The 12184-nt window shown below is 43.9% G+C and carries 13 protein-coding genes; all 13 read left to right on the top strand.

What is annotated here, in order from left to right; translation table 11 throughout:
* The first annotated feature begins 230 nt into the window (after window positions 1–230).
* The 13 genes from IGJ44_RS06735 to pstB (IGJ44_RS06795) all read left to right on the top strand — a co-directional run bounded on the left by IGJ44_RS06735 (window position 231) and on the right by pstB (IGJ44_RS06795) (window position 12179).
* On the top strand, window positions 231–1082 hold the full coding sequence (locus tag IGJ44_RS06735; RefSeq protein WP_005235351.1) for a bifunctional methylenetetrahydrofolate dehydrogenase/methenyltetrahydrofolate cyclohydrolase: 852 nt from the start codon (window positions 231–233) through the stop codon (window positions 1080–1082).
* A complete protein-coding gene (gene xseA / locus IGJ44_RS06740; protein ID WP_010747995.1) occupies window positions 1083–2435 on the top strand; it encodes an exodeoxyribonuclease VII large subunit in 1353 nt (450 codons plus the stop codon).
* A complete protein-coding gene (locus tag IGJ44_RS06745; RefSeq protein ID WP_005225774.1) occupies window positions 2416–2637 on the top strand; it encodes an exodeoxyribonuclease VII small subunit in 222 nt (73 codons plus the stop codon). The genes xseA and IGJ44_RS06745 overlap by 20 nt, the downstream gene beginning before the upstream one ends.
* A complete protein-coding gene (locus tag IGJ44_RS06750) occupies window positions 2634–3530 on the top strand; it encodes a polyprenyl synthetase family protein (protein WP_074535690.1) in 897 nt (298 codons plus the stop codon). Before IGJ44_RS06745 ends, IGJ44_RS06750 begins: the two co-directional genes overlap by 4 nt.
* Window positions 3527–4348: a TlyA family RNA methyltransferase gene (locus tag IGJ44_RS06755; RefSeq protein ID WP_074535691.1), complete on the top strand. Its 822-nt coding sequence runs from the start codon at window positions 3527–3529 to the stop codon at window positions 4346–4348. The genes IGJ44_RS06750 and IGJ44_RS06755 overlap by 4 nt, the downstream gene beginning before the upstream one ends.
* A gap of 97 nt (window positions 4349–4445) precedes the next feature.
* Complete coding sequence (argR, locus tag IGJ44_RS06760) at window positions 4446–4895, top strand: arginine repressor (protein ID WP_005225777.1); 450 nt, start codon at window positions 4446–4448, stop codon at window positions 4893–4895.
* 15 nt (window positions 4896–4910) lie between these two features.
* Window positions 4911–6584, top strand: a complete 1674-nt coding sequence (gene recN / locus IGJ44_RS06765; protein WP_074535692.1) for a DNA repair protein RecN — start codon at window positions 4911–4913, stop codon at window positions 6582–6584.
* Between the two features lie 95 nt (window positions 6585–6679).
* Entirely contained in the window at window positions 6680–7411 is a 732-nt protein-coding gene (locus IGJ44_RS06770; RefSeq protein ID WP_430606475.1) for an alpha/beta hydrolase, read from the top strand.
* A gap of 401 nt (window positions 7412–7812) precedes the next feature.
* Window positions 7813–8667 (top strand): phosphate ABC transporter substrate-binding protein PstS, encoded by an 855-nt coding sequence (locus tag IGJ44_RS06775; RefSeq protein WP_010748000.1) that lies wholly within the window; start codon window positions 7813–7815, stop codon window positions 8665–8667.
* A 97-nt stretch (window positions 8668–8764) separates the two neighbouring features.
* Window positions 8765–9685: a phosphate ABC transporter permease subunit PstC gene (pstC, locus tag IGJ44_RS06780; RefSeq protein ID WP_005225781.1), complete on the top strand. Its 921-nt coding sequence runs from the start codon at window positions 8765–8767 to the stop codon at window positions 9683–9685.
* Window positions 9685–10569 carry a phosphate ABC transporter permease PstA gene (gene pstA, locus IGJ44_RS06785; RefSeq protein ID WP_005225782.1) on the top strand — a complete coding sequence of 295 codons (885 nt, stop codon included), beginning with the start codon at window positions 9685–9687 and terminating at the stop codon, window positions 10567–10569. The genes pstC and pstA overlap by 1 nt, the downstream gene beginning before the upstream one ends.
* A 13-nt stretch (window positions 10570–10582) precedes the next feature.
* On the top strand, window positions 10583–11389 hold the full coding sequence (gene pstB / locus IGJ44_RS06790) for a phosphate ABC transporter ATP-binding protein PstB (protein ID WP_005225783.1): 807 nt from the start codon (window positions 10583–10585) through the stop codon (window positions 11387–11389).
* A gap of 31 nt (window positions 11390–11420) precedes the next feature.
* A complete protein-coding gene (pstB, locus tag IGJ44_RS06795) occupies window positions 11421–12179 on the top strand; it encodes a phosphate ABC transporter ATP-binding protein PstB (RefSeq protein ID WP_005235379.1) in 759 nt (252 codons plus the stop codon).
* Window positions 12180–12184 lie beyond the last annotated feature (5 nt).

Here is a 12184-nt window from a genome sequence, read left to right on the forward strand (position 1 = left end):
ACGATTTATGAGCAACCGCCTTGTTTTGACGGTCCTGCTTGATCGTTCGGTTTTTTTGCACGCACTTTGTCGGTTTACCCTCGTTTTTTCCGAAAAAAGGGAGCCTTAGACGGTGTTTTTCTTTTCAGAAAATGCTATGATAGAAAACATGAAGAAGCATATCGACAAACGATTGGTGCGTTTCTTTTTACAAAATAAGTCCGTATAATCAGGTTGGAGGAGTTGTCAGAATGGGTACATTAATCAATGGAAAAGAATTGGCTGAAAAAATGCAAGCAGCGTTTCTTTCAGAGACAGCAACACTAAAAGAGCAGGGTGTGACACCGGGATTAGTTGTTTTGCTTGTTGGAGAAGACAAAGCAAGTCAGACTTATGTGAAAAATAAAGAACTAGCTGCGGCGAAAATCGGCATCAATTCCCGTGTTGCCCGCTACCCTGAATCCATTACTGAGGCAGAATTATTAGCAGAAATCGAACAGTTCAATAACGATGATGCCTTTCATGGAATTTTGGTTCAACTTCCTTTGCCAAAACATATCAATGAAGAAAAAGTACTGTTAGCCATCAAACCGGAAAAAGATGTCGACGGCTTTCATCCAATCAATTTAGGAAAATTATTCGCAGGTGTACCTGACCGAATTCCTTGTACCCCTTATGGCATCATGAAAATGTTTGCTGCGTATGGGATCGAATTGGAAGGGAAAAATGCCTTAGTGATCGGTCGCAGCAACATTGTCGGAAAACCAATGGCGCACTTACTCTTGGGGGCAAATGCCACCGTGACTATTGCTCATTCAAAAACCAAAAATCTGCCCGAGTTGGCAAAACAAGCGGACATTTTAGTCGTGGCGATCGGCCGCGGTCATTTTGTCACAAAAGACTTCGTAAAAGAAGGGGCTGTGGTGATTGATGTTGGGATGAATCGTGATGCCAACGGCAAGTTGATCGGCGATGTGAAATTTGATGAAGTCGAACCGATCGCTAGCTATATCACACCGGTACCTAGAGGTGTAGGTCCAATGACGATCACGATGTTGATGGCCCAAACGATCGAGGCAGCAAAGGAGACAATGAAAAACTAAATGGCGCAAGAATATTTAACGGTAACCGCATTAACAAAATATATCAAGCGTAAGTTTGACGTCGATCCGTATCTAGAGCGGGTTTATTTGACGGGGGAGATCTCCAATTTTCGTCGTCGCCCCAATCACCAATACTTTAGTTTGAAGGATGATGGTGCAAAAATTTCGACCGTCATGTTCAAAGGCGCTTTTGACAAGTTGCGCTTTCAACCAGAAGAGGGCATGAAAGTCATGGCGGTTGGGCGTATCACTCTGTATGAGGCAAGCGGAAATTACCAGATGGTGATCGATCATATGGAACCAGACGGTGTCGGCGCTCTTTATCAAGCCTATGAACAATTAAAGCAGAAATTGGCAGCAGAAGGTTTATTTTCTGCACCGAAGCAGTCCTTGCCGAAATACCCGAAACGCATCGCAGTTTTGACCAGTCCTAGTGGGGCGGTGATCAGAGATATCATCACGACGACACAGCGGCGTTACCCCATTGCTCAGATCGTTTTGTATCCAACCGTGGTACAAGGCAATAAAGCTGCGGATGATGTGGTGAAAAATATCCAACGAGTCGAAGCCGATGGGACCTTTGATACTATGATCATCGGACGTGGGGGTGGATCGATCGAGGACCTCTGGCCTTTCAATGAAGAACGAGTGGCAAGAGCCATTTTTGATGCAAAAACCCCCATTATTTCTTCAGTGGGGCATGAAACCGATACGACGATTGCCGATTTAGTGGCGGATGTACGGGCGGCAACTCCGACCGCCGCTGCCGAATTAGCGGTGCCAGTGCTGTCGGAGGAGATTTTGCGGATCGAAGAAAGACAAGCCCGATTAGAGCAAGCATTTATGCACCAGATCCAGTACAAACAAGAACGCTATCAGCGAGTGATTGGATCGTATGTTTTTCGACAACCAGAGCGCTTGTATGAGGCACAGTCCATCAAACTCGATCAGTTGCAGCAGCGGATGCAGCAAGGCTTGCAAACCTTGCTTTATGACAAGGATCGCCAGGCACAGCAATTGATTTCACGGTTGGCCCAGCAACAACCAAAAGCGCGATTACAAGCCAGCAATCAAGAGGTCAGCTATCTTTCTCAACGCTTAACGAAAGCCATGAAAGATATTTATGCGGCAAAAGAAAATCAATTTGCAAATGCAGTCCAATCCCTTGATTTGTTAAGCCCACTAAAAATCATGGGACGCGGCTACAGCTATACCACGAAAAATGAGCAGGTGATCAAATCGATTGATGCGATCGAGCCAGAAGATCAGCTGACGATTCATTACCAAGATGGCCAAGCGCTTGTTGAAGTTATTAGTACAGAAGGAGTTAATCATGGCAAATCCAACATTTGAAGAATCATTACAAGAATTAGAACAAATCGTAACCCGTTTGGAACAAGGTGATGTTCCATTGGAAGAAGCGTTAGATGCTTTTCAAAAAGGCATGGTTTTGAGCAAGCAATGCAAGGACACCTTGAGTAAAGCGGAAAAATCCTTAACAAAAATGATGACTGAATCCAATGAAGAAGTCCCCTTTGAAGAGGAAAGCCAATGAGTGCTTTGAAGGAATTTACGAAAGAACACGCCCCATTGATCGAAGAAGTTATGGAACGTTTTGTCAAAGAACACACTTCTGATCAACGACTATTTGAAAGCATGCAGTATTCGATCCAAGCTGGCGGCAAACGCATTCGCCCGCTTTTATTGGCAGCAACAGTCGCCGCTTTTCACAAACCCATCAATACCGCGGTGTACCAGTGTGCAGCAGCCCTAGAAATGGTGCATACGTATTCGCTGATCCATGATGATCTGCCTGCTATGGACAACGATGATCTGCGCCGAGGCAAACCCACCAACCATAAGGTTTTTGGTGAAGCTTTAGCGATTTTAGCTGGAGATGGTCTTTTGACGGCTGCGTTTCAATTAGTCGCTATGGCGGAAATCGAAGCCAATCAAAAAGTCTTGCTGCTGCAGCAGTTGAGTAAAGCAGCGGGCACGCAAGGGATGGTCGCCGGCCAAGCAGCTGATATTCAAGGGGAGAACCAAGCCCTTCGTCTTGAGGAGCTGATGTCGATCCATGAACGAAAGACTGGAGAATTGATCCGCTTTGCGGTGATTGCTGGTGGTGTCTTAGCCGACCAGACGGAAGAGGTTCTGCATGAATTGGATCGCTTTGCCCAGCATATTGGGTTAGCCTTTCAAATTCGCGACGATCTGTTAGATGCCACTAGTACGACCGAAGAGCTAGGCAAAGTTGTCCGCCGAGATGACGAGTTGGCGAAAAGTACCTACCCTGCTTTACTTGGCTTAGCAGGCGCGCAGCAAGCCTTGACTGAAGAATTGAGCAAAGCCAAAGAAATTCTGGCACAGTTAAGCCGATACGGTCAATTTACGCCAGATGTTTTGTTGGCATTTGTGGAACGATTTGAGATTCGAGGGAACGCATGAAGAAAGAACGAGTAGATGTTTTAGCAGTCCAGCAAGGCCTCTTTGAGACCCGCGAGCAAGCCAAACGAGGAGTGATGGCTGGATTGGTGTACAAAGAAAAAAACAATGAGCGCCTAGATAAGCCTGGAGAAAAAATTGCCGCAGATACACTGCTGCAGATCAAAGGGAAGAAGCTGCCTTATGTTTCTCGTGGTGGTCTCAAGTTAGAAAAAGCACTCAAAGTTTTTGATTTTGACGTAACCGATAAAATCATGTTAGATATCGGCGCTTCCACCGGTGGCTTTACTGATGCGGCGTTGCAAAATGGCGCCAAAAAAAGCTATGCACTGGATGTCGGTTACAATCAGTTAGCATGGAAGCTGCGGCAAGATGAGCGAGTGATCGTAATGGAACGGGTCAACTTCCGTTATGCAAAACCAACAGACTTCCTGGATGGTCTTCCTGAAGCCGCTACGATCGATGTTTCTTTTATTTCACTTAAACTGATCTTACCTCCCCTTTATGATATTTTGGTAGCGGATGGCGAAGTGATGGCGCTGATCAAACCACAATTTGAAGCGGGCAAAGAAGCGGTCGGAAAAAATGGGATCGTTCGTGACCCCAAAACCCATGAACGAGTGTTGGAGGAAGTACTGGCATTCGCTAAGAAAACAAACTTCGATGTATTAAACCTAAGTTTTTCACCAATCACTGGTGGCGAAGGGAATATCGAGTTTATCGTACATTTAAAGAAAAGCCTGCAAGAAGGCACCGCAGCAGGGATCGACATCCCGAAAGTTGTTGCATCAGCACATGAGACCTTTCATCAACCAAAATAAAGAATGGAAGAGAGTGGACATTTTACTTGTCGGCTCTCTTTCTTTCTTGCGCAAAATAGGATAAAATTAGTAGGAATTCATTCAGGAGGAACAAGAGATGAGAAAAAAAGAACGGCATCGCTTGATTACACGTTTGTTAAGTGAACAAGATATTCAGAAACAAGAAGATTTTGTCGAGTTGTTAAAAGATCGCGGCGTCTCAGTCACACAAGCAACCATATCAAGGGATATCAAGGAATTGAAGTTAGTGAAAGTTCCTTCCCAAAAAGGCGGCTATCGCTATAGTATTCCACAAGAGACAACGGAAGACGTGAGTGGTAAACTAGATAAAATCCTAAAAACGGCGTTTGTTTCTGTCGATCGAATGGACAAATTTGTGATCCTGCGCACACTGCCTGGCAATGCTTCGGCTTTGGCGAATTTGATCGATAAGCGTTATGCCAAAGAATTATTTGGCACGCTAAACGATGATGACAACGTCTTGATGATCACCAGAACAGAAGCAGATACCGAGAACCTATTCAAGGATTTCCAACGTTACGTATAAAAGAGGAGGCAAGGGATGCTTTTAGAATTGTCGATCCAAAATTTTGCGATTATCTCCAATCTGCACCTGTCTTTTCATGAGGGGATGACGGCTCTAACAGGTGAAACAGGTGCTGGGAAATCAATCATTATCGATGCGATGGGCTTACTAGCAGGTGGCAGAGGATCCAGTGACTATTTGCGTCAAGGCGCAGAAAAATGCCGTTTGGAAGGGATTTTTGAATGGCCGAATCAGCAGGAGTTCAAAGAGCTGACCGCGGATCTGGGTATTGATGAAGAGGAAGTTTTGATCGTACAACGAGATATCTCTCAATCGGGGAAAAATATTTGTCGTGTCAATGGTCGAACCGTTACCTTGTCGGTTTTGCGTCAAATTGGTTTATTCTTAGTCGATATCCAAGGACAAAATGAGCATCAGGAGCTACTGCAGCCAGAAAAACATTTGGCGTTGATGGATGGTTTTGGAGATGATGCCTTTAAAGCGGAACTTGCAAGTTACCGTCAAGCCTATCAAGCCTACCGCTCCTTAGAAAAGCATGTGCGGACCATCCAAGAAAATGAGCAGCTCTATGTCCAGCGAATGGACATGCTGCGTTTTCAACAAGAAGAGATCGCCCAAGCGGAATTGATGGAAAATGAAGAAGAGCAGCTGATCGATGAACGAGAAAAACTGACCAATTATCAAAAAATCGTGGATGCTCTAGGGCAAAGCTATGGCGCTCTATCCGCCGAAGAAGTAAATAGCCTAGATGGAGTCAGTGTGGCATTATCAGAGATCCAGTCGATCGCCCATCTTGATCCTGCGTATGAAAAAATCAGTGAAGCGATCCAAAGTGCGTATTACTTGTTGCAAGATGCAGCCACTGATATTTCGCGGCAAGTCGACAACCTTGAATTAGATGAAGGCCGACTGGAAGAAGTCATTTCACGACTAGAAACGATTCGTCAATTGAAGCGCAAATACGGGGAATCGATTCCTGTGATCCTTGCTTATTATGACGAGATCAGCAAAGAAATCAGCGAATCTGCCTATACAGAAGGTCAGTTGGAGCAATTAAAAGAAGAGCTTGCCCAAAAAGCTGAAGCAGTTTGGCAGCTGGCGGAAGCCTTGCACGTCAAACGACGTGAATTGGCTCATCGTTTAGAAAAAGAAATCGTTCAAGAGTTAAAAGAGCTGTATATGGAGCACGCGCAATTTGAAGTACGGTTTGCATCTGGCTCAAAACAATTAAGCAGCAGCGGCTTTGATACCGTGGAGTTTTATTTGACAACCAACCCCGGTGAAGGCATGAAACCGTTAGTACGAGTTGCTTCTGGAGGAGAGCTTTCCCGGATCTTATTAGCGCTTAAATCGATTTTCTCCCGTAAGCAAGGAATCACTAGTATTGTCTTTGATGAGGTGGATACTGGGGTCAGTGGCCGAGTAGCTCAGGCGATCGCCGAAAAAATCGCCAAGATCGCTGCGAATTCGCAAGTCTTGTGTATCACCCACTTGCCGCAAGTAGCGGCTGTGGCGGACAATCAATATTTTATCGAAAAAGCAATACAAGAAGGTCGGACAGAAACCCATGTCCGTAAATTATCAGAAGAAGAACGAGTGGCTGAGATCGCCCGTATGCTCTCAGGTGCAGAAATCACCGATTTAACAATCGAACATGCACGAGAACTATTGGCGCTGGCTCACCGATAAAAATTGGAAACACTTATAAAAAGATTCAGGAGATGATGGACCCGCAAGTTTCGTCTGCCATCCTTTCCTGATCTTCTTTTTTGCAGGAGGATATGATGAGAAAAAGAACAAAAGTTTTGATCGGTGTATTGATCACCGTTGTTATTTTAACTATTGCCGGTTGGGTCGGTTGGCAACAACTGCATTACCCAGCAGTGGATGCTGCAGTTACAGCTGCGAAGGAGGCAGATGAGGAGGGGAATGTCCTTTATTTTGCTGGAGATGAAGAAAAGCCATTGGTTATTTTCTATCCTGGTGCTCTTGTCGATGCGGAAAGCTATAGTGTATGGGCAGCAGGTTTAGCTGAAAAAGGCTATCCTGTCGCGATCGTTAAAATGCCCTTTAACATGGCTGTTTTAGCAGGCAATCGTGCAGAAGCGGTTTTGAAAGAAATTCCCCATGACTCCTATGTGATAGGTGGTCATTCATTAGGTGGCGTCATGGCAAGCCGTTTTGCAGCGAATCAGTTGGCCGCAAATGACAAGGATTTAAAAGGGGTCTTTTTCTTTGCAAGTTATCCCGATGAAAAAGGTTCGTTAGCTGGTCAATCGATTTCTGTGTTGTCACTATCAGGTAGTCAAGATCAAGTAGTAAATCAAGAAAATTGGCAAGCCGCCCGCAGCTTCCTACCAGATTCGACCATCTTCGAAACAATTGAAGGCGGCAATCATGCTGGCTTTGGTACCTATGGGTTACAAAAAGGAGAAGCAGCAGCGGATCTACCAAATGAAGCACAGCAAGAAGCCATCATTGAGCAGATGGCGGCATGGTTAAGTGAATTAGAATAAAAAAAAGACGGCAGAAGATGCATAGGAATGCTTCTTTCTGCCGTTTCGATTCAACAGACATTTTGGGGAAATGTTGATGAAATCGTGAAAACGCTGAACATAACAACATATTGTACTTGATTGGGGAAGCAAGATTAATAATTATGTTCTTTTTAAAATACGTTTCCTCTCACAGTATAGCACAGCATACCTTCTGGATGCACGTAATTTAATTAAGAAATCTTGTCATTTTATTTACAAAATAGTTATTTTGTAAAAGAAAAAAAGCGTTTTAAATAAAGGGACAGACTCAGCTCAAGAAAAAAAAGCAAATAATAATTTTCATTGATTTCAACTAATGGTAAAATGAAAATAATTGATTTTTATAATCAATGACTTTCGAAAGTACAAGGAGCGTTATGATGAAAAAATTAAAACTTCTAAGTCCTATCATCGGATTGGTTATTTTACTCTCAGGATGTGCCAGCTGGGCAGATCGAGGAGAATCGATCACAGCAGTCGGGTCTTCTGCCTTGCAGCCACTCGTAGAAACAGTTGCGGAAGAATTTCAAAACTCAAATCCGGGACGATTTATCAATGTCCAAGGAGGCGGGAGCGGCACTGGGTTAAGTCAAGTCCAAGCAGGTGCAGTCGATATTGGGAATTCTGATTTGTTTGCAGAAGAAAAACCGGGGATCGATGCCGATGCACTCGTTGACCATCGGGTGGCAACGGTGGGTATCACACCGATCGTCAACAAAGGCGTTGGGATCACGGATATTTCAACAGAGGACTTAAAAAATATCTTCTTAGGAAATATTACAAATTGGCGTGAAGTTGGCGGAAATGATCTGCCCATCGTTTTGTTGAATCGGGCGACTGGAAGCGGCACGAGAAGTACGTTTGAAAAATGGATCATGGATGGTGAAACAGCGATTCCTTCCCAAGAGCAAGATTCTAGTGGGATGGTCCGTTCGATCGTTTCAGATACACCAGGCGCCATCAGTTATGTTGCATTTTCTTATGTAACGGATGAAGTCAACGTCCTTTCGATCGATGGGGTTCAACCAACGATTGAAAATGTAACGACCAATGATTGGAAAGTTTGGGCTTACGAGCATATGTATACAAAAGGAGAACCAACGGGATTAACCGCTGAATTTCTAGAATACATGCTTTCTGATGAAGTACAAGAGCATATCGTCGGGGATCTGGGTTATATTCCAATTTCCATCATGCAGGTGGAAAGAGATTGGGAAGGCAACATCGTCGAGTAATCTTTACACAAAATTTACACAAGCTTTAACAGAAATTGATGTTGAACCGATAAACTAATGGTTATGAGTTTAGTTTGATTTTTGAGGAGGAACCCTCGTGGAAAATGTAAAAGAAGTGTTAACAAAAAAATCCAAGCGCGCAAGAATGGAACAAAGAGGAAAGCTGGTTAGCTTTCTATGTATTGCGTTGATTGTATTGGTTGTGATCTCCATTTTTTATTTCGTTGCTAGCCGTGGATTAGCGACATTCTTTGTAGACAAAGTCAATGTTTTCGACTTTTTGTTTGGTACGCAATGGAACCCAAGTGCTGTTGGTCCTGATGGCCAACCATTAGTAGGTGCTTTACCGATGATCCTTGGTTCGTTCTTTGTAACCTTCCTATCAGCGATCGTCGCAACACCTTTTGCGATCGGTGCAGCCGTCTTTATGGTGGAGATCTCCCCTCGTAACGGAGAGAAGATTTTACAGCCCGTCATCGAACTATTAGTCGGTATTCCTTCTGTAGTTTATGGTTTTATCGGTTTGTCTGTCATTGTACCAGCAGTCCGTTCTGTTTTTGGCGGTACGGGGTTTGGGATCTTGGCGGGGACCTTTGTCCTATTTATCATGATTTTGCCGACAGTGACCACGATGACTGTCGATGCGTTACGGGCAGTCCCTCGGCACTATCGTGAGGCATCCTTGGCTTTAGGTGCAACGCGCTGGCAAACGATCTATAAAGTTGTTTTACGAGCAGCTGTCCCAGGGATTTTAACGGCGGTTGTTTTCGGAATGGCTCGCGCATTTGGGGAAGCATTGGCGATCCAAATGGTTATCGGTAATGCGGCATTGATGCCGACGAGCTTAGTGACACCTGCATCAACATTGACATCGATCTTAACCATGGGTATTGGGAATACGATCATGGGAACAGTCCAAAACAACGTTCTATGGTCATTAGCATTGATTCTCTTATTGATGTCCTTACTATTTAACATTGTCATTCGCTTTATTGGGAAGAAAGGAGCATTGAAATAATGAATGCAAAACGTTCAGATAAAATTGCTACCGGCGTCTTGTATGCTGTTGCTGGAGTCATTGTTTTGATTTTGGCTTCCTTACTATTGTACATTTTGGTACGTGGTATTCCCCATATCAATTGGGAGTTTCTGACTTCTTCTTCAAAAGCGTATCAAGAAGGTGGCGGGATCGGCATCCAATTGTTCAATTCCCTATACTTGCTTTTAGTGACAATGATCATTAGTTTTCCGATTTCTTTAGGAGCGGGGATCTACTTATCAGAATATGCGAAGAAAAACTGGTTGACGGATATCATTCGGACATCGATCGAAATCTTGAGTTCACTGCCTTCTGTGGTTGTCGGTCTTTTTGGTTTCTTGGTCTTTGTTATCCAGTTTGGTTATGGCTTTTCGATCATTTCAGGTGCCTTGGCATTGACTTTCTTCAATTTGCCACTATTGACTAGAAATGTGGAAGAATCTCTACAAGCGATTCATTACACACAGCGTGAAGCGGGCTTGTCTTTAGGCTTATCCCGTTGGGAAACTGTTACACGCATCATTGTTCCAGAAGCAACACCAGGGATTTTGACTGGGGTCATTCTAAGTTCTGGTCGGATTTTTGGTGAAGCGGCAGCGCTGATCTATACTGCAGGACAAAGTGCACCGGCCCTTGATTTTACCAACTGGAATCCATTGAGTGTTTCCAGCCCAATCGGTCTTTTCCGACAAGCGGAGACGCTGGCAGTCCATATTTGGAAAATCAATACAGAAGGTACGATGCCTGATGGCGCTCAAGTTTCAGCCGGGGCTTCGGCGGTATTGATCATTGCCGTCTTGCTATTTAACTTTGGCGCCCGTGCAGCTGGCAAACGGTTGTACAAGAAAATGACGTCAGCATAAGGAGAATGACAGTATGAACGATTACAATTGGGACGATCGAAATATCATTACCTTCGATAAACCAGAAGATGTGGCGCTTTATACCACTGACTTGCATGTATGGTATGGATCAAATGAAGCCATCAAAGGCATTGATCTACAATTTGAAAAAAATAAAATCACCGCATTGATCGGACCTTCCGGTTGCGGAAAATCAACGTATCTGCGTTCTTTGAATCGAATGAATGACGGGATCGCAAACACGAGAGTCACAGGAAACATCATGTATAAAGGAGTCGACGTCAATACCAAAGAAGTCGATGTCTTCGAAATGCGTAAGCGTATCGGCATGGTTTTCCAACGACCAAATCCTTTCAGTAAATCGATCTATGACAATATCGCCTTTGCTTTGCGACGTCATGGAGAAAGAAACAAAAAGAAATTGGATGAAGCAGTCGAAACCAGCTTGAAACAAGCCGCACTTTGGGATCAAGTAAAGGACAGCTTAGATAAAAGTGCTTTGGCATTGTCCGGTGGACAGCAGCAACGTCTGTGTATCGCTCGAGCAATTGCGATGAAACCAGATATCTTGCTTCTAGATGAACCAGCTAGTGCCCTTGATCCAATCTCAACAGGGACAGTGGAAGAAACTCTTATCAACTTGAAAAACGACTATTCAATCATCATCGTGACCCATAATATGCAGCAAGCTGCTCGGATCAGCGATTATACTGCCTTTTTCTACTTAGGAAATGCGATCGAGTACGATGAGACCCGTAAGATATTTACTCGTCCAAAAATTAAAGCAACAGAAGATTACGTATCCGGTCATTTTGGCTGAGCCGATTCGATCAGTAAACGGAGGCAAAACAATGGCAGAAGAAATTATTACATCGAAAGATCTGCATTTATACTACGGAAAAAAAGAAGCATTGAAAGGGATCGACCTTTCCATCAAAAAAGGCGAGATCACTGCAATGATCGGACCTTCAGGTTGTGGGAAATCGACCTACTTGCGTTCTCTTAATCGAATGAATGATTTGATCCCTGGTGTGACAATTACAGGAAGTGTTGTCTATAAAGGGAAAGACATTTATAGTCCAAAGCAAGACATCGTTGATTTGCGCAAAGAAATCGGGATGGTTTTTCAACAACCGAATCCTTTTCCCTTTTCAATTTACGAAAATGTGATTTATGGGTTAAAATTAAAAGGAGTCACGGACAAGGCGATTCTTGATAAGACGGTAGAAGAAAGCCTGAAAGCAGCTTCTGTCTGGGAAGATGTCAAAGACAAACTTCACCAAAGTGCGCTTTCTTTATCAGGTGGACAACAGCAGCGGGTTTGTATCGCTCGGGTATTGGCTGTCGATCCAGAAATCATTTTGCTGGATGAACCAACCAGTGCGTTAGACCCCATTTCATCAGGGAAAATCGAGAATACCCTTCTAGCACTGAAAGAACGCTACACCATGATCATCGTGACCCACAACATGTCACAAGCTTCAAGAATCTCAGATAAAACCGCGTTCTTTTTGGACGGCAACTTGATCGAGTTCAATGACACGAAAAAAGTGTTCCTAAGTCCAAGCAAAAAAGAAACAGAAGATTATATCTCAGGAAGATTTGGTTAGGAGGA

Origin of the sequence: Enterococcus sp. DIV1368d, from assembly GCF_050542975.1 — a bacterium.
In the GTDB taxonomy this organism is placed as follows: domain Bacteria; phylum Bacillota; class Bacilli; order Lactobacillales; family Enterococcaceae; genus Enterococcus_D; species Enterococcus_D casseliflavus.

Coding starts and splice junctions, on each gene's coding strand:
- IGJ44_RS06735 (WP_005235351.1), top strand. CDS start 231: ATGGGTACATTAATCAATGGAAAAGAATTGGCTGAAAAAATGCAAGCA.
- IGJ44_RS06770 (WP_430606475.1), top strand. CDS start 6,680: ATGAGAAAAAGAACAAAAGTTTTGATCGGTGTATTGATCACCGTTGTT.
- pstA (WP_005225782.1), top strand. CDS start 9,685: ATGAATGCAAAACGTTCAGATAAAATTGCTACCGGCGTCTTGTATGCT.
- IGJ44_RS06755 (WP_074535691.1), top strand. CDS start 3,527: ATGAAGAAAGAACGAGTAGATGTTTTAGCAGTCCAGCAAGGCCTCTTT.
- IGJ44_RS06745 (WP_005225774.1), top strand. CDS start 2,416: ATGGCAAATCCAACATTTGAAGAATCATTACAAGAATTAGAACAAATC.
- IGJ44_RS06750 (WP_074535690.1), top strand. CDS start 2,634: ATGAGTGCTTTGAAGGAATTTACGAAAGAACACGCCCCATTGATCGAA.
- argR (WP_005225777.1), top strand. CDS start 4,446: ATGAGAAAAAAAGAACGGCATCGCTTGATTACACGTTTGTTAAGTGAA.
- pstB (WP_005235379.1), top strand. CDS start 11,421: ATGGCAGAAGAAATTATTACATCGAAAGATCTGCATTTATACTACGGA.
- pstB (WP_005225783.1), top strand. CDS start 10,583: ATGAACGATTACAATTGGGACGATCGAAATATCATTACCTTCGATAAA.
- xseA (WP_010747995.1), top strand. CDS start 1,083: ATGGCGCAAGAATATTTAACGGTAACCGCATTAACAAAATATATCAAG.
- IGJ44_RS06775 (WP_010748000.1), top strand. CDS start 7,813: ATGAAAAAATTAAAACTTCTAAGTCCTATCATCGGATTGGTTATTTTA.
- recN (WP_074535692.1), top strand. CDS start 4,911: ATGCTTTTAGAATTGTCGATCCAAAATTTTGCGATTATCTCCAATCTG.